This is a genomic window from Protofrankia symbiont of Coriaria myrtifolia (assembly GCF_900634755.1).
In the GTDB taxonomy this organism is placed as follows: Bacteria; Actinomycetota; Actinomycetes; order Frankiales; family Frankiaceae; genus Protofrankia; species Protofrankia coriariae.
The window spans coordinates 1-23,978 of the sequence record NZ_CAAAFS010000316.1; the positions used below are offsets into that span (position 1 = coordinate 1).

15 protein-coding genes are annotated in these 23,978 nt (G+C 70.9%); 7 read left to right on the forward strand and 8 right to left on the reverse strand.

What is annotated here, in order from left to right; all coding sequences use genetic code 11:
* A partial coding sequence (pcrA, locus tag CM1CMNOD_RS18180; protein ID WP_131774101.1) for a DNA helicase PcrA occupies window positions 1-2,264 on the reverse strand: 2,264 nt, incomplete at its 3' end.
* A gap of 427 nt (window positions 2,265-2,691) precedes the next feature.
* On the opposite strand from pcrA, the gene CM1CMNOD_RS18185 reads away from it, so the two are divergent.
* On the forward strand, window positions 2,692-3,888 hold the full coding sequence (locus tag CM1CMNOD_RS18185) for a threonine/serine dehydratase (RefSeq protein ID WP_013875052.1): 1,197 nt from the start codon (window positions 2,692-2,694) through the stop codon (window positions 3,886-3,888).
* An 85-nt stretch (window positions 3,889-3,973) separates the two neighbouring features.
* On the opposite strand, the gene guaA is transcribed toward CM1CMNOD_RS18185, so the two are convergent.
* Window positions 3,974-5,518 (reverse strand): glutamine-hydrolyzing GMP synthase, encoded by a 1,545-nt coding sequence (gene guaA / locus CM1CMNOD_RS18190; protein ID WP_193353120.1) that lies wholly within the window; start codon window positions 5,516-5,518, stop codon window positions 3,974-3,976.
* A 565-nt stretch (window positions 5,519-6,083) separates the two neighbouring features.
* On the opposite strand from guaA, the gene CM1CMNOD_RS18195 reads away from it, so the two are divergent.
* The 4 genes from CM1CMNOD_RS18195 to CM1CMNOD_RS18210 are packed head-to-tail and all read left to right on the forward strand — an operon-like array spanning window position 6,084 to window position 11,205.
* Window positions 6,084-9,824, forward strand: a complete 3,741-nt coding sequence (locus CM1CMNOD_RS18195; RefSeq protein ID WP_050803591.1) for a nitrate- and nitrite sensing domain-containing protein — start codon at window positions 6,084-6,086, stop codon at window positions 9,822-9,824.
* Window positions 9,821-10,243 (forward strand): roadblock/LC7 domain-containing protein, encoded by a 423-nt coding sequence (locus CM1CMNOD_RS18200; RefSeq protein ID WP_013875055.1) that lies wholly within the window; start codon window positions 9,821-9,823, stop codon window positions 10,241-10,243. The genes CM1CMNOD_RS18195 and CM1CMNOD_RS18200 overlap by 4 nt, the downstream gene beginning before the upstream one ends.
* 25 nt (window positions 10,244-10,268) lie before the next feature.
* Entirely contained in the window at window positions 10,269-10,628 is a 360-nt protein-coding gene (locus CM1CMNOD_RS18205) for a DUF742 domain-containing protein (RefSeq protein WP_013875056.1), read from the forward strand.
* Window positions 10,609-11,205, forward strand: a complete 597-nt coding sequence (locus CM1CMNOD_RS18210) for a GTP-binding protein (protein ID WP_013875057.1) — start codon at window positions 10,609-10,611, stop codon at window positions 11,203-11,205. Before CM1CMNOD_RS18205 ends, CM1CMNOD_RS18210 begins: the two co-directional genes overlap by 20 nt.
* Before the next feature lie 148 nt (window positions 11,206-11,353).
* Here CM1CMNOD_RS18210 and CM1CMNOD_RS18215 read toward each other — a convergent pair whose 3' ends face one another.
* From CM1CMNOD_RS18215 to guaB, 5 genes are all read right to left on the reverse strand, one after another.
* Entirely contained in the window at window positions 11,354-12,715 is a 1,362-nt protein-coding gene (locus CM1CMNOD_RS18215; RefSeq protein ID WP_083828358.1) for an ABC transporter substrate-binding protein, read from the reverse strand.
* 476 nt (window positions 12,716-13,191) lie between these two features.
* Window positions 13,192-16,128: a hypothetical protein gene (locus CM1CMNOD_RS18220; RefSeq protein ID WP_013875059.1), complete on the reverse strand. Its 2,937-nt coding sequence runs from the start codon at window positions 16,126-16,128 to the stop codon at window positions 13,192-13,194.
* A gap of 362 nt (window positions 16,129-16,490) precedes the next feature.
* A complete protein-coding gene (locus tag CM1CMNOD_RS18225; protein ID WP_013875060.1) occupies window positions 16,491-17,681 on the reverse strand; it encodes a hypothetical protein in 1,191 nt (396 codons plus the stop codon).
* Between the two features lie 221 nt (window positions 17,682-17,902).
* Window positions 17,903-19,021 (reverse strand): GuaB3 family IMP dehydrogenase-related protein, encoded by a 1,119-nt coding sequence (locus CM1CMNOD_RS18230; RefSeq protein ID WP_013875061.1) that lies wholly within the window; start codon window positions 19,019-19,021, stop codon window positions 17,903-17,905.
* A gap of 186 nt (window positions 19,022-19,207) precedes the next feature.
* Complete coding sequence (guaB, locus tag CM1CMNOD_RS18235) at window positions 19,208-20,758, reverse strand: IMP dehydrogenase (RefSeq protein ID WP_013875062.1); 1,551 nt, start codon at window positions 20,756-20,758, stop codon at window positions 19,208-19,210.
* A gap of 641 nt (window positions 20,759-21,399) precedes the next feature.
* Between guaB and CM1CMNOD_RS18240 the strand changes: the two genes are divergently transcribed.
* On the forward strand, window positions 21,400-21,816 hold the full coding sequence (locus CM1CMNOD_RS18240; protein ID WP_013875063.1) for a DUF5319 domain-containing protein: 417 nt from the start codon (window positions 21,400-21,402) through the stop codon (window positions 21,814-21,816).
* A gap of 334 nt (window positions 21,817-22,150) precedes the next feature.
* On the opposite strand, the gene CM1CMNOD_RS22565 is transcribed toward CM1CMNOD_RS18240, so the two are convergent.
* Window positions 22,151-23,371 carry a MerR family transcriptional regulator gene (locus CM1CMNOD_RS22565; RefSeq protein WP_013875064.1) on the reverse strand — a complete coding sequence of 407 codons (1,221 nt, stop codon included), beginning with the start codon at window positions 23,369-23,371 and terminating at the stop codon, window positions 22,151-22,153.
* Window positions 23,372-23,524: 153 nt separating this feature from the next.
* On the opposite strand from CM1CMNOD_RS22565, the gene CM1CMNOD_RS18260 reads away from it, so the two are divergent.
* The gene (locus CM1CMNOD_RS18260; protein WP_013875065.1) at window positions 23,525-23,857 is read left to right on the forward strand and encodes a WhiB family transcriptional regulator; all 333 of its coding nucleotides are present in this window, start codon (window positions 23,525-23,527) and stop codon (window positions 23,855-23,857) included.
* Window positions 23,858-23,978: the final 121 nt, after the last annotated feature.

The window sequence follows — 23,978 nt, forward strand, 5'->3', positions numbered from 1 at the left end:
CCGCCGGCCCGCGCGCTGGACGGCCCCGCGGGCGCCGAGCCCCACGCGCTCGTCCGCGGGTGGGCGGCGGCCGGCGCCGACTGTGTGTTCCCCTGCCAGTCGACCAGTTCGGCCGGCACCTCCTCGAGGAACCGCGACGGCGGGTTGTACGTCGGCTGGCCCCAGGCGCTGCGGACCTCCGCCCGGGTCAGGTACAGCCGGGCGCGCGCCCGGGTTATGCCGACGTAGGCGAGCCTGCGTTCCTCCTCGAGTTCGGTGGAGTCACCGAGCGTGCGCAGGTGCGGGAAGACGCCGTCCTCCAAGCCGGTGAGGAAGACCACCGGGAACTCCAGCCCCTTGGCGCTGTGCAGCGTCATCAGGGTGACGGCCCCGGCGGCACCGCCCTCGCCATCCGCGCCGTCCTCGGGGTCGGGCACCTGGTCGGCGTCGGCGACCAGGGAGACCTGCTCGAGGAAGTCCGCGAGCGAGCCCTGCGGGAACTGTTCGCTGAACTCCCGGGCGACGCTGACCAGCTCCTGGAGGTTCTCCACCCGTCCCTCGGCCTCGAGGGTGTCCGCGGCTGCCAGTTCGGCGAGGTAGCCGGTCCGCTCCAGCACCGTCTCCAGCGCCGCGACCGGGCCGTCGGCCACGGCCGCGCGCAGCTCGGCCAGCAGGGTGGCGAAACCACGGACCGCGTTCGCCGACCGGGCGGTCAGGCCCGGGACCTCGTCCACCCGGTTCAGGGCGTCGGCGAAGGGGACACGCTCGCGTTCGGCAAAGGCCGCGAGCATCGCCTCGGCCCGGTCGCCGATCCCCCGCTTGGGCACGTTGAGGATGCGCCGCAGGTTCACCGTGTCCGCCGGGTTCACCAGCACCCGCAGGTAGGCGAGCAGGTCCCGGACCTCACGGCGCTCGTAGAAGCGCACCCCGCCGATCACCCGGTAGGGCAGGCCAACTCGGATGAAGATCTCTTCAAAAACCCGGCTCTGGGCGTTGGTGCGGTAGAAGATCGCGACCTCGCCAGGGCGCGCCAGCTCGGCGTCGGAGAGCCGGTCGACCTCGGCGGCGACGAAGGCGGCCTCGCCGTGCTCGTTGTCCGCGACACAGCCGACGATCTTCTCGCCGTCCCCGGCGTCCGACCACAGCCGCTTGGGCTTGCGCCGGGCGTTACGGGCTATCACCGCGTTCGCCGCGGAGAGGATCGTCTGCGTGGAGCGGTAGTTCTGCTCCAGCAGGATCACGGTGGCGTCGGGGTAGTCCTGCTCGAACTCGACGATGTTACGGATGTTCGCGCCCCGGAAGGCGTAGATCGACTGGTCGGCGTCGCCGACCACGCACAGCTCGGCCGGCTCCACCGCGGGCTCGTCGGCGTCGGCGCCCAGCGGCACCGGATCCGGCCGTACCGGCTCGCCGTCGACGGTCAGCCGGGACGCCTGCCCCACCAGTTCCCGCACCAGGACGTACTGGGCGTGGTTGGTGTCCTGATACTCGTCGATGAGGACGTGCCGGAACCGGCGCCGGTAGTGCTCGGCGACGTCCGGGAATGCCTGCAGCAGGTTCACCGTCGTCATGATCAGGTCGTCGAAGTCGAACGCGTTCGACTCGGCCAGCCGGCGCTGGTAGAGCCCGTAGACCTCGGCGACGGCACGTTCGACATGGCCGGTCGCCCGGCTCATGGCGGTCTCCCAGTCGACCAGCTCGTTCTTCAGGTTGCTGATACCGGTGGCGAGCGCGCGTGCCGGATACCGCTTGGGGTCGATGTCCAGGTCGCGCGCGACCAGCGTGATCAGACGCTGGGCGTCCGCCGCGTCGTAGATCGAGAAGCCGCTGGTGAACCCGATGCGCTTGGCGTGCGACCGCAGGATGCGCACGCAGGCGGAGTGAAAGGTGCTCACCCACATCGCCCGGGTGCGGGCGCCGACGAGCGCGGCGACCCGCTCCTTCATCTCGTTCGCGGCCTTGTTGGTGAACGTGATCGCCAGGATCTCGCCGGCGCGGACCCCGCGCGCGGCGAGCAGGTAGGCGATCCGGTTCGTCAGCACCCGCGTCTTGCCGGAGCCCGCGCCCGCGACGACGAGCAACGGCGAGCCCGTGTGGACGACCGCCGCCCGCTGCTGCGGGTTCAGGCCGTCGAGCAGCGCGTCGGGATCGAGCCGGGGCGTGGCGGGGCGGCTGCCCGGTATGCCCTCCGCCGTTGGCGACCCCGGCTCGTCGCGGTCGTCGGCGTCGTCGAAGCCCGGGTACGGGCCGAAGCCGGGGTACGGGCCACCGGGAAGCGCGCTCATAGGAAGCCGATCATACGTTCGACGCCCGGCTGGTCCGACAGCGGTACATGGCTCTCACCCTACGAGGCCCCGACGCGCGCCACGACCGCGCATCCCCGCCAGGGCGGTCACGGCCCGCGCCGTGGCCCGTGGGAGGGCCGCACGGTAGCCGCGATCCCGCCACCGGGTGTGACAAACATCCGGCACGGGGCGAGCCGGTGGGTTTGACGGCCGCCGATGTCCAAGAGCAAACTGAGAAGGTGCCGCAGCACATTATGATCATTAGTTAGGCGCGCGACCTCGCTTTCGAAGCAGGCTTTCGGGCCGACATGCTTTCGAAACAATACCGACGGGTCAGCGCGCCTCGCCCTCCTGCCAGTTCGGCGGGGGGCTTTTTTGTTGCCGCGGTCACGTCGGAGGTGGCCGCCGAGCTACCGGGAGCACGATGATGCGCCAGCCAACCGAAAACCCGACATGTACCACCAGCGACAAAACAGAAACCACAGGTAAGACAGGTAAGACCAGAACAGGTAAGACCGGTGCCGCCTGTCCCGCCGCCGGTACGGCATGTGCCACCGGTAAGGACGACAACGACGTCCCGCCCAGATCCGTCACGCCCGCGGCGGCCGCGGGCAGCGCCGGCGGCGCTGACGGCGCGTGGGCCGTCGGCTGCGACGCGATCGACGTCACCGCGGCCGCGGTCGTCCTCGCGCCGGTGCTTCGGCGGACCAGGGTCACGCCCAGCTCCCATCTGTCCCGGCTGACCGGCGTGCCGGTGTGGCTGAAGTGCGAGAACGAGCAACGCACCGCGTCGTTCAAGCTACGTGGCGCGTTCGCCCGACTCGCGCTCGCCGACCCCGCCGTACGGGCCCTGGGCGTGGTCGCCGCCAGCGCCGGCAACCACGCCCAGGGCGTCGCGTACGCGGCGGCCCACTTCGGCGTCCCAGCCACGATCTTCGTCCCGGCCGGCGCGAGCCCGGTCAAGGTCGCGCGCACCCGCCGCCTCGGCGCGCGGGTCGAGCACGTCCACGGCGGGATCGACGCCGCCCTGCTGGCCGCCGAGGCCACTGTGCGCGGACACGGCGGGCTGCTGGTGCATCCCTTCGACGATCCGACCGTGATCGCCGGGCAGGGCACGATCGGGCTCGAGCTCACCGAGCAGATCCCCGGCCTGCGGACCGTCCTGGTAGGCATCGGCGGCGGTGGCCTGATCAGCGGGATAGCGGCGGCGATCAGACAGCGGCGGCGCGACGTGCGGGTGATCGGCGTCCAGGCCGCGGGCGCGCCCGCCTTCGCCCTGTCCTGGCGCGCCGGACGGCCGGTGCGCGTCCCGGCGGCCACCATCGCCGACGGCATAGCCGTACGGACCCCGGGCACGCTGACCCTGGCGCTCGCCACCGCCCTGGTGGACGATGTGATCACGGTCGACGAGGACGCGCTGTGGGAGGCGATGGTGGCGCTGCTGTGCGCCGACGGCCAGACGGTGGAGCCCGCCGGGGCAGCGGGGACGGCGGCGCTGCTGCGTCATCCCGAGCTCGCGCAGGGCCCGACCGCGGTGGTCCTCTCCGGCGGCAACATCGACCCGGTCACCGCCGGCCGCGTCCGCGCGCTGGCCGCCGGTCCCCTGGGCATCCCCGCCGCGTGACGCCTGGTTACCGCTCCGCTCTCCTCTGCACACCCTCCCCTGCTCGCGCCAGCCCGCCGGCCCGCCGGCCCGCGTCCGGCCCGGGTCACTCCCACTCGATGGTGCCCGGCGGCTTCGAGGTGATGTCGTACACCACCCGGTTGACCTGCCCGACCTCGTTGACCACCCGGTTCGAGATGCGTTCGAGCAGGTCGTAGGGCAGCCGGGCCCAGTCGGCGGTCATCGCGTCCTCGCTGGTGACCGCGCGCAGCACGACCGGATGCCCGTAGGTGCGCTCGTCCCCCTGGACCCCCACCGAGCGGACGTCCGCCAGCAGCACCGCGAACACCTGCCAGATCTCGCGGTCCAGCCCGGCCCGGCGGATCTCCTCGCGGACGATCGCGTCGGCGGCCCGCAGCGTCGCCAGCCGCTGCGGGGTGACCTCACCGATGATCCGGACAGCCAGGCCAGGCCCCGGGAAGGGCTGCCGCCAGACGATCTCCTCCGGCAGCCCGAGCTCCTCGCCGAGCCGGCGCACCTCATCCTTGAACAGAGTGCGCAACGGCTCCACCAGAGAGAACTGCAGATCCTCGGGGAGCCCGCCGACGTTGTGATGCGACTTGATCTTCGCCGCGGTCGGCGAGCCGGACTCGATGACGTCCGGATACAAGGTGCCCTGCACCAGGAACTCGATCCGGGAGCCCTCCGCCTCGGCCTGAGCCTCCAGCTCGCGGGCGGCGGCCTCGAACACCCGGATGAACTCCCGTCCTATTATCTTGCGCTTGCGCTCCGGGTCGCTGACGCCGGCGAGTGCCGCGGCGAACCGGTCGGCGGCCTTGACGTGCACCAACTCGACCCCGGTCGAGGCGACGAAGTCCTTCTCCACCTGCTCCGCCTCGCCCGCGCGCAACAGGCCGTGATCGACGAACACGCAGGTCAGCCTGTCGCCCACGGCGCGGTGAACGACCGCCGCGGCCACCGCCGAGTCCACCCCGCCGGACAGCCCGCAGATCGCGCGCGCGTCGCCGAGCTGGGCCCGGACCGCCGCGACCGCCTCGTCCGCGATGTTGACCATCGTCCAGTTGGGCCGGCAGCCGGCGCCGGCGAACAGGAAACGCCGCAGGACGTCCAGGCCGCGGTCGCTGTGCACCACCTCCGGGTGGAACTGCACGCCGAACAGCCCGCGCGCGACGTCCTCGAAGGCCGCGACCGGGGTCGACGGCGTCGACGCGGTGACCACGAACCCCGGTGGCGCCGCTGTCACCGAGTCGCCGTGGGACATCCACACCTGCTGGCTGGTGGGCAGACCCGCGAACAGGACACCGCCGCCGGCGGTGACGGTCAGGCGGGTCGCGCCGTACTCCGCGACACCTGTGCGGGCCACCGTCCCGGCCAGCGCGTGCGCCATCACCTGGTGTCCGTAGCAGATGCCCAGCACCGGCACCCCGGCACGGAAGAGCGCGGGGTCCACCTCCGGGGCGCCCGGCGAGTAGACCGACTTCGGCCCACCCGAGAGGATCACCGCGGCGGGACGCCGGGCGAGGATCTCCTCGACCGAGATGTCCCAGGGCACGATCTCCGAGTAGACGTGGCACTCCCGCACCCGCCTGGCGATGAGCTGGGCGTACTGGGCACCGAAGTCGACGACCAGAACCGTGTCGTGAGCCGGGCGGGAGGCCCCAGGCGCGTCGGACGCCCCGGGCGCGTCGGACGCCGCCCACGCGGGCGCGGGTGGAGACGCGGAGGCGGGGGCGGCCGGCGCGTCGGATCCTCGGCCGTTGCCCGTCGGGCCCGCGGCCGGCTTCGAGATGGCGGTGTCCACGACGCCAAGCCTACGGAGAAGATGCCAGGCCCACGGAGAGCCAAGCCCACGAAGAACAGGCCAGGACGGTGCGGGCCCATAGAGAAGCTGTCAGAAGGTGTCAGACCCGCGGAGAACGGGCGCGATACCTGACGCGGCACCGGAAAGTACCTGCGCGACAGGCAACAGGCGGCCGACCCGCCCGGACTTCCGTCCATCCTGCGGGCATACGTCCGGATGGCCCGAGAACGGGCCGAACAGACGGGATCGGAAGTGGACATCTAGTTTAGGCCAGGCGCGTGTCGGGATGTCTGGCCATACCGCTATGGTGCCTATCGAGGGACATCCGGGCCCGATACCGGGCCATCCCGGCACGTTATGTTCCGGGAGGCTGGCGGAGAGGTTGCGAAGGTACGTGCGCAGACAACCGATAGCCGGCACGGGCATCGACGCTCCCCCGGCGGGCGAGGTCACACCGCAGGAGCCGGAGCGGTCCGCCGATGACGGCGGGCCCCGCGTCGACGCCCCAGCCATCACGTCACGGGACCCAGGCGGTATACGACGCATAAGAGCGCTGCTCGGTGCGCCGGCGAACTGGCGGGTCCGTACCAAGCTGATCGCGATTCTCGCGGTCCCGATCATCGCGATCCTGGCCAACGCCGCGATGGGCGCCAACAGCGTGCTGACCAGCACCCGGGACGTCAACCGTGCCCAGGACATGGTGAAGATAAGCCGCGCCGCCACGGCACTGGTGTCCGCATTGGAACAGGAACGCACCTATACGGTCGGCTATATCGCCTCACGCGGCACGCCCCTGTCGGGCTTCCGCTCCCCCGAGCGCATCAAAACGGTGCGGACACAGGTTGACGAGGCGGCCCGGCAGTACGAGCAGAGTGTCCGGGGCCAGCAGAACGCCTTCACCGAGCAGACCCGGACGGTACTCCAGTCGATCACGGACCGGCTGTCGCACCGGACGAACGTGCGCGAGACCGCGTTGACGCTGGCCTCGTCGAGCTCCGTCCAGGTGGCCTACACCGGGATGATCAACAGCCTCGTCAGCCTGGTGTCGCTCATCCCGCAGGGCCAGGACGACGCCGCGCTGAACGCCGACGTGGAGGCCCTCGACGCCGTCATCCGCGCGCGGGAACGCCTGGCCGCCCAGCAGTCCCTCATCCACGGCACCATCCAGCAGGGACGTTTCGACAGCACCGACTACCGGCTGTTCGTCGGTCTGAGCACGGAACGCGAAACCCAGATCTCCCGTTTCGAGGCGGTGGCCAACCCGGACCAGGCCAGGGTGTACCGGGAGACGCTCGTCGGTCAGGACGTCGCGGAGACCAGCAACGAGGTACAGGGCGTCCTGACAGGACGGGTCGGGCAGTCGCTCGAGCTCGACAACCTGAAATGGCTGCAGTCGACCCAGGCCACGATGGACCTCAACAGCAGGATCGTCGACTCCCTGTACAACAACACCGAGGACCGCGTCGAGACGCTGCGGTCGGGTATCCAACGCCGGGCGCTGCTCTCCGGTCTGCTCATCGTCTTCATCCTGACGGCCGCCCTGCTCGCCGCCATGATCGTTGCCCGCTCCCTGGTACGCCCCCTGCTCGGGCTGCGCGCGGCCGCGCTCGACGTCGCCGGCCGCCGGCTGCCCGAGTCGGTCCGCCGGCTGCGCGACTCCACCGAACAGGACATCGAGACCGAGGTCGAACCGGTCGGTATCAACACCGACGAGGAAATCGGTGAAGTCGCCCGCGCGTTCGACGAGGTCCACCGGGAGGCCGTCCGCCTCGCGTCCGAACAGGCCGTGCTGCGGAACAACGTCAACGCCATGTTCGTCAACCTGTCCCGGCGCAGCCAGGGACTGGTCGAACGGCAACTGCGGCTCATCGACGATCTGGAGAACCGGGAGCAGGACCCGGACCAGCTCTCCAACCTGTTCAAGCTCGACCACCTGGCAACCCGTATGCGCCGGAACAACGAAAGCCTCCTGGTGCTCGCCAGCACCGACACGGCCCGCAGGTGGACCCACCCCGTCCCCCTCAACGAGGTCGTCCTCGCCGCGATCTCCGAGGTCGAGCAGTACACGAGGGTCAAGCAGATGGCGGCGGCCGCGGTGTCGATCACCGGGAACGCCGTCAGCGACGTCGTGCACCTCATCGCCGAACTGTTGGAGAACGCCACCTCCTTCTCCCCGCCGGCGACCGAGGTACAGGTCGCCAGCCGCTCCCTGGGGCCTGGCGCCGGAGCGATAGTCGAGATCGAGGACCGCGGCATCGGAATGCCGGCCAAGGATCTCGAACGCATCAACGAACGGCTGGCCAACCCACCCGTCATCGACGTGTCGGTGTCCCGCACGATGGGTCTGTTCGCGGTCGGTCGGCTGGCCGTCCGACACAGCATCCGCGTCCAGCTCCGCGAATCGACCTCCGGCGGGATCACCGCCGTGATAAGGCTGCCAGCCAAGGTCGTCGCCAGTGAGGCGACCCCGAGCACGCCGGCACGCCCCCCGGCGCCGCTGACCACCGGACGTCCCCCGGTCGGCCGGTCCGCGCTCGACAACGGTCTGCCACCGGCGCTGTCCAACGGCCGCACGGTGGGGTTCGACGGGATGTCCCTGGCGAACGGCATGTCACGCGGCGAGTCCAACGGCCACACGTTCGTCGACGGAAACAGCCTGCCAAAGGGCAACGGCTCGTATCCGCCCGGTTCGCGCAATGGCTCCGAAGCACCTCCGTCCCTGCCCGTACCGGGCATGAACGGAAGCGGCCCGGGCCGCACCACGGCGGACGAGCGGTCCACCAGCCCCGACGAGTTCAGGCTGGAGCAGCCGGACGTCGGTGGCGGCTTCGGCGCCGGCACCGGCCCGCTGGAGATCCCCAGAACCACGGCCCGCCAGCCGAATGCCGATCCGCCCTTCCCGAGTGAGCCCCAGACCGGCGGCTACGAGATCCCCCGGGGACCGGGCGCGGCGGGCCCCACCGGCCCGGACACCGGCGCGACCTACCTGGACCTCGCCGGCCGCACCGGCCCGGCGCACCTGGATCCGGCCGGCTCGGCTTCCCTGGACACCGGCGGCATCGACCTGACCGGAGCGGCCCCGCCCGGACCGACAGGCCGGACCGCCACGGACAGCGCACCGGCCGCGCCCAGCCCCGACACGACCCCGTTCAACCGGCTGTCCCCCCCGCCCACCGCCTACTCCCAGCCCACCGGCGGCGGTCAGGCCGGAGAACTGCCGACGGTCATCCCGTCGGGCGGCGGCGTCCGTCCCGACTTCAGGACGGAGCGGGCGCCCGCCGCGCGCGACGACGTTTCCTACCGCGACGACGTTTCTTATCGCGACGATGTGTCCTATCGCGATGACGTCTCCTATGGCGACGGTGCCGACCGGGCGTCCCGTACCGACGGGGCCGAGGAAGCAGCCGCCGACCGGGACGGCGAGGACAACGACACGACCCCGATCTTCGATTCGGTCTCCGCGTGGTTCCAACGCCACGCCCCGACGTCCCCGCACTCGCTGCCGAGCCGACCGAGGGCGGCTGCCCCGCTGGGCCGTCCCGGACCAGCCCCGCACCGCGGCCCGGCCAGCCTGCGTGGTGACTTGCGGCCACCGGAGCCCGCCGGCCGGCCCGCTCGGCCGGTCGACGTCAGCGCCAGCGGTGACATCGGCCGGCCGCCGTCGCCCTACCCGGCGCCAGCCGGCCGGCCCGGGCCTCAGGGTCCGGCACCCGCCGACATCCCTGTGCCCGGCTGGTCGCCCGTCCCGGGAGAACCCCCGCTGCCGGCCGCCGCGGCCGGCCCCGCCGACATCCAGTCCGTTCCGTTGGCGAGCCGTCCGGCGCCCGCCGCGCCGGATTCCGGATCCGTATCATGGTCGTCCGCGGCTGACGCCGGGTGGCGTGCCGCGGAAGCGGCCCGCCAGCCGTCTCCCGCTGGGACGACCAGGGCCGGTCTTCCATTGCGTGTCCCGATGACACACCTGGTACCTGGCAGCGCTGAAACCACGCCAAGGCGTCAGCCGGAGGGGTCGTCCCGCTCTCCCGAAGCGGTCGGTGGCCGGCTTGCCAGCTTCTACCAGGGTGTTCGGCAGGCCCGTGATGTCGTCAGGGACACCCCCCACAGCTCTCGTCGGAACGCCCAGGAGGAAGTGTGACGCCCATGAGCTCAGACGCACAGAACCTCAACTGGTTGATCAACAATTTCGTCGAAAGAGTTCCCGGTGTCGCGCACACCGTGGTGGTTTCCGCGGACGGCCTGCTGCTGGCGGTCTCGGACGGTTTCCCACGCGACCGGGCGGACCAACTGGCCGCTGTCGCGTCGGGTCTGGTCAGCCTGACCCAGGGCGCCGCCCGGGTTTTTGAAGCAGGCAACGTGACACAGACGGTCGTCGAGATGGAACATGGGTTCCTGTTCATCATGGCGATCAGCGATGGGGCAAGTATGGCGGTTCTCGCCGCACCGTCATGTGACATCGGACTTGTGGGGTACGAGATGGCACTGCTGGTGACCCGGACCACGGATGTGCTCACCCCTGCCCTACGAGCCGAACTACAGGGGATCCTTCCGCGGTGAACCGACAGGAGCACAGGGGGTCAGGGTGAGTACCGATCCCGCGAATACCCCGGGACCGGTTGTCCGTCCCTACGCGATGACCGGTGGTCGGACGCGTTCACGATACGAACTCGCCATCGAGGCGCTTGTCGTCACAACGTCCTTTGGTGAGGAACGGGCAATCCAACTTGCCCTGGAACAACAGACAATCGCCGCCATGTGCCGGCAGGTGCGATCAGTTGCGGAGATCGCCGCCGGCCTGCGGGTTCCCCTCGGAGTCGCCAGGGTGCTGGTCGGTGACATGGCGGACGAAGGTTACGTCCGGGTACACCAACAACCCGACCGCGATGAGGCGCCGGACCTCGCGCTGCTCGAAAGGGTGCTCAGTGGCCTTCGCAAGCTCTGACCGCAGACGGGTCAACTCCTCCGTCGCCACTACTTCGGTCAAGATCGTCGTTGCTGGTGGTTTCGGCGCCGGCAAGACGACTTTTGTCGGTTCGGTGTCCGAGATCGTACCCCTGCGGACCGAGGCGGTCATGACCGAGGCCGGGGCACACGTCGACGACCTGACCCACCTCGCCGACAAGACGACGACCACGGTCGCAATGGACTTCGGCCGGGTCTCCCTGGACGAGGATCTGATCCTCTATCTGTTCGGCACGCCGGGACAGTACCGGTTCTGGTTCATGTGGGACGACATCGTGCGGGGCGCTATCGGTGCCATCGTTCTCGCCGACACCCGGCGGCTCGCCGACTGTTTCGCGGCCGTGGACTACTTCGAACAGCGACAGTTGCCATTCGTCGTCGGAGTGAACTGTTTCGACGGAATCCTGCGGCATTCCATAGACGACGTCCGGGAAGCTCTGCAGATCAACCCGAGCATACCGATCATCACCTGCGACGCGCGTAACCGTTACTCGACGAAAAGCGCACTGATCGCGGTGGTCGAGCACACGATGTCACGAGCGGTGGCCAGGACCTGATCCGCCGCTCGGGCGGCACCGGCCCGGCGCGCGCATATCGTCCTCGCGGTGAACCGGGCCGACAGTATCGGCCCGGTTCACCGATCGGCCCGGTTCACCGCGTCCGGCTGTCCCCGCCAGGAGGCGGTCGAGCGGACGGGAGCTGTTCTCAGGTCCCCTGGACGGCCCTGGTGTATGGCAGCAGCCTGCCTGGCTGCACGGCAATGTTCTTGATCGAATCGTCGCCGACGATGACCAGGCTGTAGCCGGTGCCCTCCGTCCGCCACTGTCCCCCGACCAGCGGCGTCTTCGCCACGTTCTTGGGGATGTCGGCCGAGCCGCCGAAGCCGATCTCCCCCACGATCGTGTTGGTACGCAGCTTCCCGATCGCCGCCGCCAGGCCCGCCCGGTCGTCGGGCGAGCCGACCTGGGCCAACGCCTCCGTGGCGAGTTCGTAGAGGGCGTGCACGAAGCCGAGGGTCTGCACCCAGGGGGTGCCGGTCCTGTCCGTGAAGTCCTTGGCGAGCGTCTCCGGAGTGGCCCCCGTCAACGAGCTTTTGAACCGGTGGTAGGGCGACCACCAGACCTCGGTGCCGAGGTTGTTGCCGTCCTGGCCGAGGGCCTGGACGGAGCGCGGGAACAGCAGCCCCTTGGCGACCGTGACGATCTTCGGGCTGAAGTCCATCGACACCGCCTGCTTCCAGAAGATCTGGAAGTCGCCCGGTGTCAGCACACCGGTCAGGATGTCCACGCCCGCCTGCTTGAACACCCTCAGCTGGGGGCCGAAGTCCGACGTCCCGGTGGGAAAGACCGGAGGCTTCACGAGCGTGTAGCCCGCGGTGGCTATCACGGGCGGAAACCCGATGGTGCCGTCGGCGAACGTCCTGCCGTCGGAGTCGTCCGGCCAGAGCGCACCGACCTTCTTGTTGCTGGGCAACTGGCCCCACATGTTCCGGTAGACCCTGGTCACGTCCTCAAGGCCCCAGAAGAAGTGATAGGTCCACTTGAACGGGCGGGCCGGGTCGCCACCACGTCCGTTGAACCACGACTGCCAGGGAGCGGCCGTGGAAATGCACGGCATCTCGTTCGCCTCGCACTGGTCCGAGACCGGGTTGGTGGTCTCCGGTGTGGAGGCGACGAGGATGATGTCCACCCGGTCGGTGTAAATCAGGTCGCCGGCGGCCTGGGCCGCACGGTTCTGGTCGGACTGGCTGTCCCGGACGATGATCTCAACCGGATAGGTGCGCGCGCCGATGGTCATTCCGCCCTGGCGGTCGAAGAAGGCCCGGATGGTGTCGGTGACGTACCTGTCCGCGGCGCCGAAGGCGGACAGCGCCCCCGTCTGCGGGCTCACATAGCCGATCCTGATGACCCGGTTCGCCTTCGACCCGCTCCCGGAGCCGCCACAGGCGGCAAGGGGTACCCCGGCGGTCGCCACGCCAGCCAGGGTCAGCAGTGTGCGGCGGCTAAGGAAACGCCCACCGGCATCACCGGAACGGTCCACGGCGCCGGGAGGAACCTGCTGGGGCATCTGGTGGGCAATCTGGTCCGGTTTCTTCCCCGCGCCGGGCTCCGCCGCCCGCGTCCGGGATTCCTGCCACGGCAGCGGAACCGGTACGGGAGGCCCGACGAGTGATCCGGAAGGTCCGGAAGGCCCGGAAAACTCACCGGGCCCGGAAGGCTCGCATCCCCGGGCCGCGGGAAACGGCCTGCCCGGGCCGGTCGCTTCGGGGCCGTCGACGCCAGGTCGTCCCCGTCCAGTACGTGTCGGGCGGTCAGAGTGGAGCATGGGTCCTGATCCTGCCGCACGCCGGTTCAAACCCGGGCGCTGGGTCCCGGTCGACACGCAGCAGACCAGATCGGGAACGGAAGGTTCCTGTTCGGCCCACCGGCTGAAGCCGGCGGGAGCAGGCTCCGCCGGCCCGGGATACCGGCTGGAGAACGCCGGCCGGCGTTCTCCAGGCCAGTCGGCGAACACATGATCACTATTTTTCCCGGGCTCGGAGCCTAATTGATCGCACACCACCGGTTCGATCCGTCCTTGAAGGTCAGGAAAGCGCCGTCCTTCCCGGCGTCGCCAGCGCCCACCCGGTTGATGAACAGCGCCTTGATGTCCTTGAGCGGACCGTCGGCGAACCGGACGTCGGTAAAAATCACGGTATCGGTACTCAGACTGTTCTTTGTGATCGAGTAGGTACCCTGCTGGTCATCCCAGCGGTAGCTACCGCTCTCGCGTGGCACGACGAACTTGTTCGGCAGTGCCGCGGACGCCTGGGAATTCCGGTTGTCGGCCGAGGCAGCCCCGTCGGCCGGCTGGTCGCCGTCGGCCGTCCGATAGCAGCGGTAGGTGCCGTCGACCAGCGCCCGACCGGCCGCGGCGTCCGGATTGCTCGTGGCCGGCGTCGGCGCGCCCCCGGCCGAGGACGCCGCGGCGGTGACGCCGGGATCCGCCGGGTCCTCCGGAGCCCCCACGGGAAGATCCTCCGCCCCGCCCGACAGCAGGGCGTACAGCCCGACCGCGACCAGGGACACCAGCACCGCGACAATCAACGGGCCGGTCCACCCACGCCGATAACGCGCCAGCAGCCCCGAGCCGGGGCCGCCGCTGCCGTCGTCGTCGACGTCGTCGACGTCGTCGACGTCGTCCACATCGTCGATGTCGTCACCGGGATCCGGCCCACCGCGCCGGCTGTCCGGCCGGCTGGACAGTCGGACGGCCGGCCGTTTCGCGGCCCCGGACGCCGTCGAGTGCTGCTCCGGCCCCCGCGCCCCGGTGTCCGTGGAAGCACCACCCGGGGAGGGAACCCGCGCCGTCGCCGTACCCGGCCGGCCCACCTTCTTACGGACAGAAGTGGACGGCTTCCAGCCCCCGTCGTCGTCATCGGGACCGGTGTCACGCGAGCCGGCATCACGCGAGCCGATGTCACGCGAGCCGATGTCACGCGAGCCGGCATCACGCGAGCCGGCATCACGCGAGCCGATGTCACGCGAGCCGGCATCACGCGAGCCGGCATCACGCGAGCCGGCATCACGCGAGCCGGCATCACGCGAGCCGGCATCACGCGAGCCGGTGTCCGGCACGGACCCGATCCTCGACAGCGTCGCGGTCATCTCCGCCAGCGACTGTCCCAGCACCCCGGGCGGCACGGCCGGAGATGACGGCATACCGTCACGCGACGTCCTCGGCCGTGCGGCGTCGGTGACCCGTGGCACGATGTCGGTGCGCTCCATCGATCCGGCGGCGGAGGACGCCGCGGCGGCCGGGTCCGCGAAGGCCGCCTCGCCCGGCAGACCGCCCCCGGGCGTCCTGGCCCCGGGTATCGCCGACGGCGGCCTGGGAGCGGTACGTGGGTGCGGCCGGGCGGGAACGGACGACTCGGCCGTGGTGGCCGCGGCCGGGTCCCGGTAGGTCGGCGGGAGAAGCACGGCCCGGTCGTTGCCGCCGTCCACTCTCCCGGCAGTTGGCCGGGATGTGCCAGGAGCAACCGGTGCATCGTCGTTCACGCCGGCACCACGAACGAGGGCTCTGGCGGCCCCGGAACCGGGATATCCGCCTGCCCCGTAGCCGCTCGGAGCCGGGCTGCCGGCTGTCGCGGCCGGCCCTGCGTCCGGGGGGCCGGCCCGATCGGGAGGCGGCGGGTTCGGCCCAGCGGGAGGTACCCGTCCGCGATCACGGGGCTGTGCCGCCCTGAACGAGCCGCCCATCAGGTAGGAAGTCGATCCGTCTCCCGGCCCGGTGGTGTCCGGTTGACGGGCCGGAAGCTCACGATCAGTGCCCATGAGCGGTGGGTAGCCGGCCTGGTGGCCCGCCAACCCGTAACCGTTCGCCGGATGGTCGCTTCCGTAACGGTCCCCAACGCCGTTGGGGTTCGGCACGCCGTTACCGGCGGAGCCAGGGGCGCCGTACCCGGCCGGGCCACGGGCCGGCGGGGAACCGGCGCTCCCCCCGAAACCGTCGTCCGACGGCATACCCGCCGACGGCATACCCGCCGGCGGCAGGGCGGCCGGTGGTAGGGCGGCCGGTGACGCCCGGCCGGGCAACGGCTGCGGGCCCCCGGGCCGACGGCCGTCCGGCCCGGGGGCGCCCGTGTCGAACAGACGCTGGTCGGACTGACCACCAAAGGAGAAAGCGCCACCCGCGGGCGGGGAGGCGGGCCCGTCGTCACGCGGACGGGTCCGATAACCGTCGGTGGAACCACGGGCATCGGGGTAATGCGGAGCGAAACCGCGCAGGACGCCAGGCTGATAGCCGTCCGGCCCGGTGCCGTTCCCGTTCGCCGGCCCCGGAGCGGACTGCCAGGGATGACCTGCGCCCTGACCCGCGGGGCTCTGGCCCACCGGACCCTGGCCGGTGGGGCTCTGGCCCTGACCGGCGGGGCTCTGGCCGGCGGGGCCGCCATAACCGGCGAATCCGTCCGCGGCGACGGGCGGGCCGGTGTCGCGCTGGGCGGCGCCGGCACGATCGCTGCCATCCACGGACAGCCCCCAGCGCCCACCGCCGTAGCCGCCGGTCGTCGTGCCCATCGCAGAATCATCACCGCCCGGCAGCCAGCCGGGCCGCGGGTGGTCGGGCGGGGGCGGTTGGAACGGAGAAGCCGGCTGGAACGGGTAGGCGGGCAGGGCCGGCCGCTCATGACTGGCGGAGACGTCGAACGGGTCAGGAGCGGGGAAGGGACGATCGCGCCACCCCTGGCCGGTTGGATCCTGGGCGCCGGACCTGTCCGGAACCGGCGGGAAGGACGGCTCGGAGCGGTCGTCAGCCTCCCCGACCCGCTCGACCGCGAAGAAGTCGTCCGCACGCCGGCCCGACGCTCCGGAACGGTCCGCGGGGCCGGTCACCGGGCCGCCCGCGTCACCGGCTGCCGTCGATGGACGCCACGCCCCGGCGACGGCGTCCCACGCCCACGCGTCATCGTCGCTCGCCCCGAGCCCGTGGGTGGGCATGTCCTGCCCCCCAGGTCCAGGTAGTCGTCCGGGTAAAGGGCGTAGGCCGTGCCCGATGGATGCTCGCCCGCACGGGCGACACCCAGACAAACACTCGCCGTGTTGTCATCGTCACCAATAGCTCCGCTATTGCACGCCCCCCATCCGCTGTTTCGCGCCGCACGGGGATCCCCGCAGGGACGCCACTGCTCTCCACCCCGCCGGAGGCTACCTGGATCACCGTCCGCATCGATCAACATCCATCAGAGACGGCCCAGGTGCCCACGAACCAGGCACCCACGAGCCAGGTGCCCACGAAAGCCCGCACGCCATGAAACACTGGAAATATGGACGAATGCAGCCTACACCACAGCTCGCCGTCATCAGACGCTCACGCACTGGTCGGAGATCTCCTGGACGATCCTGGTCGTCTCCGGCGAGTTCACGCTCTTGTTGAACTGTTCGTACTGATCCTGCGGATAGTTGGCCTCCAGCTTCTCCAGCGTGCACGTGCAGTAGGCCTGCAGCCCGTGGCTGACCTGCATGCACTCCCGCAGATAGTCCGCGCGCAGCGCCTCGCTGTACTGTGCGGGCCGGGCGGCCACCGTATCCGGCGAAGCGCCCTCGACGGTGTTGACGGGCGCGTTGGTCACAGCGTCCCCGTCGTCGCCGCCCAGGGCCAGGTAGCCACCGACGCCGACCAGGAGCAGCACCACCACCGCGGCGGCGATCAGCACGCGACGCGGTAACGCCGCGACGGACGACAGGCGCCGGGTCAGCGGCCGGTCCGGCCCCGGGACGGCACTGTCGCCGTCCGCCTCGGGCCGAGGTGTCGATGCCCGGCCACCGGCCCGGCGCTTGCGGTGCTGCCGGTGCGCGCCGGTCGAGGCCCGCGGATGGGATCCCAGGGCGATGGCACCGGTGTCGGTGCCGGGCAGAGCGCCGTCCCGGGCGGGCCCGAGCGCGATGACGTCCACCACACCGAACGGCTCGGACAGCCCTCGGACGCTGGCCCCGGACGGCGCGATCTCCCCTGTGCTCGGGGCGACGACGGTGCCGACGGCCGTTACCGGCCCCGTTCCCGGGTCGGCGGGCCCGAGCGGATAGCTCTGCCAGGCGGCCCCGTGGGCGGCCGCGATGTCCAGCCCACCCGTGTTGGCCAGGATGTCAGCGCCCTGCGACGAGATGTCATCGCCCGGAAGCAGCCAGCTGTCCAACCCACCCGGCTGCGGGAGGTCGACGACCGTCTGCGTGCTCTGCGGGGTGCCGTCCCGCACCGGCCCTGGCCCCGACTCCAAGTGGGCCGCGCCCGGCGACAGCGTCCCGTCCAGGACGGACCAGCCCGACGTGTCCAGCGCCAGATATCCCGGCGCGAACTCCCCGGTCGTGGTGACCGCGGCATCGCCACCGATGGCGGTGCCGCCGGTGACACCGGCATCGCCCGAACCGGTATCGGAACCGGTAATCGTGGACTCGGTGGGATACGCCGCTGACAGCTGCCACGTCTGGGCTGCCTCGTCCCAGACGTACGAACCATCATCGCTGACCCAGCGACCGTGCTCGTCGATGCGCATGTGTCATCCTTCGGACCAGAACAGACGGTTCCAGGGTGCCATGCTGCCCGTAGCGATCTTCACCGGAGGTCGCGAGGATTTTCCAGGTGGGCCCGAAGACGGCCATCATGCCGTCGGAAGCGGACTTCACCCGAATTCGGGACCGGTCCGAAATGTCCATGGTAGTTCGATAGTTCCGACCACCGGTGGACGTCACAGACGCGGGAGAGGCCGGCAGCGGATCAGCAGGGTGACCCGGTGACCAGCACGTCGGCCTTCTGCAGTTCCTTGAGCGTCGCGTAGCCGGTCGTCGCCATCGCGGTCCGCAGCGCCCCGGCGAGGTTGAGCGTGCCGGGGTTCACCGACGCGGGGCCCAGCAGGATCTCCCGCAGCGTTCCGGCGACCGCGACCGGCTCCCAGGTGCCTCGCGGCAGGCGGGAGTGCAGCAGGTCCATGGACCAGTAGCCGCCGCGCCCGGGCGCCTCGGCGGCGGCGGCCAGCGGCTTGTCGAGCATGACCGCGTCGGCCCCGCAGGCGATGGCCTTGGCGATATCCCCGCCGGTGCGCACACCTCCGTGCGCGATGACGTGGACGTACCGGCCGCCGGACTCGTCCAGGTAGCGCATGCGCGCGCCGGCCGCGTCCGCGATCGCGGTTGCCATCGGGACGCCGACCCCGAGCACCGCCCTGGTCGTGTCCGCGCCGCCGGGGCCGACCCCGACGATCACACCGGCGGCCCCGGTGCGCATCAGGTGCAGGGCGGTCGAGAAGGACGCGCAGCCGCCCACCAGCACGGGCACGTCGATCTCGCCGATGAACCGTTTGAGGTTCAGCGGCTCACTCCGTTTCGACTGGTGCTCGGCCGATACCGCCGTCGCGTGGATGACGAGCAGGTCGACCCCGGCCTCGAGCAGGAACGGGTACAGCGTGTCGACCCGTTGCGGGCGCAGCGCGGCGGCCGCGACCACACCGGCGCCCCGGATCTCCGTCAGCCGTTTGACGACCAGTTCGGGCCGGATCGGCGCGGTGTAGAGCTCCCGCAGCCGCCGGCCGGCCGCGTCCGGGCCGAGGGTGGCGATCTCCGCCAGCAGCGGCTCCGGCTCCTCGTGCCGGCTCCACAGCCCTTCGACGTGGACGATGCCGAGGCCGCCGATGTTGCCCAGCTCGACGGCGGTGGCCGGTGAGGTCACCGCGTCCGCGGGCGCGCCCACCACCGGCAGGTCGAAACGGTAGGCGTCGATCTCCCAGGCCAGCGAGACGTCCGCGGGGTCGCGCGTGCGCCTCGACGGCACGATGCCCAGGGCGTCCAGGCCGAAGCCGACCCGACCGCTCTTACCGATACCGATCTCGACCTCAGCCACTGTGTCCTCTCACCGGTGCCACCGGGTCCCTCCACCGGCAACATCCTCCCACCGACGTCATCGGTCCACCGGCGTCATCGATGGCATCCTCCCAGTGGCATCACCGGTGGTGCCCTCCCAGCGGGGCGCAGCCGGCCCGTCCCGAAGGGCGGGACCACCGGCCCGCTCCTCGGGACGGCGCGTGCGTCACCGCGAGTTGTAGTTCGGTGCTTCGACGGTCATCTGGATGTCGTGCGGGTGGCTCTCCTTCAGGCCCGCGGCGGTGATGCGCACGAGCCGGGCGTCCCGTTGCAGGGCGGCGATCGTCGGCGAGCCGGTGTACCCCATGGCCGCCCGCAGGCCGCCGACGAGCTGATGGGCCACCGCGGCCAGCGGCCCCCGGTACGGGACCTGCCCCTCGATGCCCTCCGGCACGAGCTTGTCGTCGGAGAGGACATCGTCCTGGAAGTAGCGGTCCTTCGAGTAGGAGGTGGTGGTGCCCCGGCTGCGCATCGCGCCCAGCGACCCCATCCCGCGGTATGCCTTGTACTGCTTGCCGTTGATGAAGATCAGCTCGCCGGGGCTCTCGTCGACGCCGGCCAGCAGGCTGCCGAGCATCACCGTGTCCGCCCCGACCGCGATCGCCTTGGCGATGTCCCCGGAGTACTGCATCCCACCGTCGCCGATCACCGGGATGCCGTGCTCCCGGGCGACCTGTGCGCACTCGTAGATCGCGGTGATCTGCGGCACGCCGACCCCGGCCACCACCCGCGTGGTGCAGATCGAGCCGGGCCCGACCCCCACCTTGATGGCGTCGGCGCCCGCCTCCACCAGCGCGCGGGCGCCGTCCGCGGTCGCGACGTTGCCGGCGATGACGTCGAGGGGGCTGCCGTCGGCCCTGGTCGGCAGGTCGGCCTTGATGCAGCGCACCATGTCCAGCACCGCCCGGGAATGGCCGTGGGCGGTGTCGACGACCAGGAAGTCGACCGCCGCGCGCACCAGGGCCTGGGCGCGCTTGTAGGCGTCCTCCCCCACCCCGATGGCGGCGCCGACCACCAGCCGGCCGTCGGCGTCCTTGGTCGCCCGCGGGTACTGCTCGCGCTTGGTGAAGTCCTTGACGGTGATCAGACCGCGCAGGCGGCCCCGGTCGTCCACCAGGGGAAGTTTTTCGATCTTGTGCCGCCGCAGCAGAGCCAGCGCGTCGTCGGCCGACACACCCACCGGCGCCGTGACGAGCGGCATCGGCGTCATCACGTCACGCACCGACCGGGAATGGTCCCGCTCGAACCGGATGTCACGGTTGGTCACGATGCCGAGGAGCCGGCCGTCGGACTCGGTCACCGGAACGCCGGATATCCGGTAACGAGCCATCAACTCGTTGGCCTCGTCGATGGTGGCGTCCGGGCCGCAGGTGATCGGAGAGGTGATCATTCCCGATTCGGAACGCTTCACCATGTCGACCTGCTGCGCCTGGTCGTCCACGGAAAGATTCCGGTGCAGCACGCCCACTCCGCCCTGGCGGGCCATCGCGATCGCCATCCGCGACTCGGTGACGGTGTCCATCGCCGAGGACAGCATCGGAATGGCAAGCCGGATATGGCGGGACAACCACGTGGACGTGTCCGCCTCCGACGGCATGATGTCCGATTCCGCCGGGAGCAGCAGTACGTCGTCGAAGGTCAGCCCCAGCGTGGCCAGCTTCGTTGGCAGCACCGACTCCGGATCAGACACGGCCGGCCGGACAATGGGACTGTTCATGACACCTTCCGTTCACCCTTTGTTGTTCGCCGTGCCGGCACCGCACCCGCACGGCACTCCCGACCGCGCCTTCCCAGGCCTTCCCGGCCGTTGCCGTTGCCTTCTCGGCGGCCGTTGCCTTCCCAGCCGCCGTCCGCCCGGCCATAGCTCTCCCGGCCGTCATCTTCTCGGCCTGGCCTTCCCGGCCCTGGCGTGACAGCCCACTCGGCCGCGGCGCCAGCCGGCGTGGCTCGGCTCCGTAGCCCGGCTCCGTGGACCGACCCTGCCGTGGCCGGCCCGTACCGACCGGCTCCCACCAGGCCCCACGCCGCAACCACCGGCGCCGACCCGCAGCGCCGCGACCGGCGCGACCAGCGGGCCGCCCGGAGCGGCAGGCCATCAGTACGAGCTTCAAGCTCTACATGCTAGGCCAAAGAACACTCGATCATGATTTTTCACGTGTCCGAAGACGTCAGGAACGTGCTCCGGCCAAAGGCCGCACGGCCGCGGGCTGCCACACAGCGCACTGATCATTCTTCGGAACCGGCTCGCGATACGGCGTACCCGAAACGGTCCGTAGCCGCGGTAAAGAGGCGATACGGGCACACACCAGCGCCTGGGGTCGCCGATCGGGACCACTAAGGGGCCCAGTCCGGCGTAGCGTGGTCGGCGTGAGCAACGAGCCTCTCGACCCCTTCGGGGGCGACCCCGAGGATCCGACCGCAGAACTCGCCCGTCTGGACCCGGTCGAGGACAGCGATCTGCTGGAGCCTCTGTCGCCGCAGGAACGCGAGGAGGTGCTCGCCGAACTCGGCGATCTCGACGTTTTCCGGACCCTGCTGGAACCCCGCGGCTACCGCGGTCTCGTCGTCGACTGCGAAGGATGCGCGGAACCGCACTTCTTCAGCTGGGATCTTCTCACCGGCAATCTGCGCCATCTGCTCGACGAGGGCCGCACCCGAGTGCACGAACCCGCCTACGCCCCGGATCCCTCCTGCTACGTCAGTTGGGACTACGCGCGCGGCTACGCCGACGGTGTCTACGAGACGAGCGAGGCATCGGAAGCCGACTCCCGCTGACCGCCCCCGCCCCTTCTCCCCTGGCCTTCTTTCGACGCGCTTCCGCCCAGGCATGAGAGCGCTCGCAACGATCTGAGCCTGTCGCTGCCGGAACGGCATCGGATCCGCATCCTTGCTCACGTCTGCCCGCCGTGCCCGCCAACAGCCGGCCCGCCCTCCAAAACCGCCGATCAGAGGACGCGGCAGCGGCAGAACCAGTGGGCGTTCTGCTTCTTCACAACCAGGTCTGCTTCTTCACACCGGGGAAGCGCTTCCTCACCCAGGGAACCGCGTCATTCGTCCCAGGGCCACTTCTCCGTCCCAGGACCGCTTCGTTCGTCCCAGGACCGCTTCTTCATCCCAGGGAAGGAGTGAGGAGATCGAGCGCTTCGGGCAGGGACTGCGCGCAGCGGACCTGCGGCGCGACGATCGCCCCGCGCCAGCCGGGGCCCCCCACCACGATCGACGTCGACGGCCGGGTCGTCGGTAAGTCGCGCCACACCTGAGCGTCCGCCGAGGCTCGGCGCTGGGACCAGAGGAACACCGCGGCCGGACCGGTACGTACGACCGCGGTCCGCAGCGCGGCGGCCGGTACAGCGGCACCGAGGACACGGGCGGGTATCCCCCGTTCGGCCAGCCCGGCCGCGACCGCGTTGAGGGCAAGGCTGTGCCGCTCGTCCGGAGCGCACGCGAGCAGCACCGGACGGGCGTGGGCGTCCATGTCACGGTCTGCCACCCGGCGGAAAACCGTCGCGACGCACTCGCTGAGCAGATGCTCGACGTCGACCGCGTCACCGCGTAGCTCCCATCGTCGGCCGACGGCGGCGAGCACCGGGCACGCCAGGTCCTGCCAGGCCGCGACCACACCGTCGGTCTCGACCGCCTGGGCCAGGATGCGGGTCACCGCGGACGAGTCGAGCGCCATGGCCGCGCGGGCGAGGCCGCGGGCTGCGATGCCGGCACCCGCCAGCGACAGCACCCGGCCACCCGACCCTCTCGCTTCGGCCATGCCCGCCTCGGCCACGCCCGCCTCGGCCACGCGGTCGGACCCGACCAGGTCCGCCACCGGGCCGTCTGCCGCCGGGCCGACAGCATTCGCAGCCGGCCCGGCGATGACGGCGGGCGCGGAGATGTTCCCGACGGTGCCACGGCCGTCGCCGGAGGAGATCGAGATCACGACCGGCCGGCCGGTACGCGGCTGACCGGCTTCCTGGACGTCAGGCCCGTCCGGCTGATCGGCGCCGGCTACGGAACGTGTCTCACTTTCGACCTGTCGCAGTGGCGCCGGCCACCGCGGTTCCGGCAGGTCCTCGGGAAGCGCGCTCCTGGCCATGCGGGCCGCCTCCGCCGGCGCGATCCCGGCCTGGGTGAGACGGCACATGAACTCCAGCCGGGCCAGGTCGTGTGGGTCGTACCTGCGACGGGTACCGGAAACATGGTCGGCCGGACCGAGCCCGTACCGGCGGTTCCAGGTACGCAGGGTCGCGGGCGCGATACCCAGCCGTCGGGCAACCGCGGCGACGGTGTACCGCGGATTGCGCTCCGCCGGGTCCGGGGAGGGGGTCACAGCGCTCATGGTGGCTCTCGGCGACCGTACCCACAACTTGGCGACGAACCGGCTCCGAACGACTACGCGTCGAGTGATTCTCAATGTTGAACAACATATGGCGCGGTACTACGGTGTAGCTGCGGCGCCAGCCGCCCATGGTTGAGAGGGGGGCTCAGGCCGATGACCGACGTCCGACGACTTCCAGGCCCCGGTGCCGAGAAGTGGGAGTGGCAGCTTCACGGCGCCTGCCGTGGGGAGAGCACCGAGCTCTTCTTCCACCCAGAAGGGGAGCGAGGCCCGGCCCGCGCGGCCCGCGAGGCGGCCGCCAAGGCCGTCTGCGCGCGGTGTCCCGTGATCCAGGCATGCGCGGAGCACGCCCTGCAGGCTCGCGAGCCCTACGGGGTGTGGGGCGGGCTCAGCGAATCCGAGCGGGAGGCCATCCTGACCGGCCGAACACGGCGCGGAGCGGGGCGGCACAGTCCGGCCCGCCCGGGGCTCGCCCCGGCGTGCTGAGCATGCCGGGGCATCCGTGATCACAACTGGCACGGCCGGCGCGGCCACGATCACGGTGATCGCCGGGCCGGGCCGGTGCCCGCGGCGTCCGCGCTCTCGTAGCGAGATGTACGGACAAGGC

Excerpts from the sequence above, each read along its gene's own strand:
- CM1CMNOD_RS18185 (WP_013875052.1), top strand. The coding sequence starts at position 2,692 with ATGCGCCAGCCAACCGAAAACCCGACATGTACCACCAGCGACAAAACA.
- CM1CMNOD_RS18215 (WP_083828358.1), bottom strand. The coding sequence starts at position 12,715 with ATGCCCCAGCAGGTTCCTCCCGGCGCCGTGGACCGTTCCGGTGATGCC.
- CM1CMNOD_RS18220 (WP_013875059.1), bottom strand. The coding sequence starts at position 16,128 with ATGCCCACCCACGGGCTCGGGGCGAGCGACGATGACGCGTGGGCGTGG.
- CM1CMNOD_RS18225 (WP_013875060.1), bottom strand. The coding sequence starts at position 17,681 with ATGCGCATCGACGAGCACGGTCGCTGGGTCAGCGATGATGGTTCGTAC.
- guaB (WP_013875062.1), bottom strand. The coding sequence starts at position 20,758 with ATGAACAGTCCCATTGTCCGGCCGGCCGTGTCTGATCCGGAGTCGGTG.
- CM1CMNOD_RS22565 (WP_013875064.1), bottom strand. The coding sequence starts at position 23,371 with ATGAGCGCTGTGACCCCCTCCCCGGACCCGGCGGAGCGCAATCCGCGG.
- CM1CMNOD_RS18260 (WP_013875065.1), top strand. The coding sequence starts at position 23,525 with ATGACCGACGTCCGACGACTTCCAGGCCCCGGTGCCGAGAAGTGGGAG.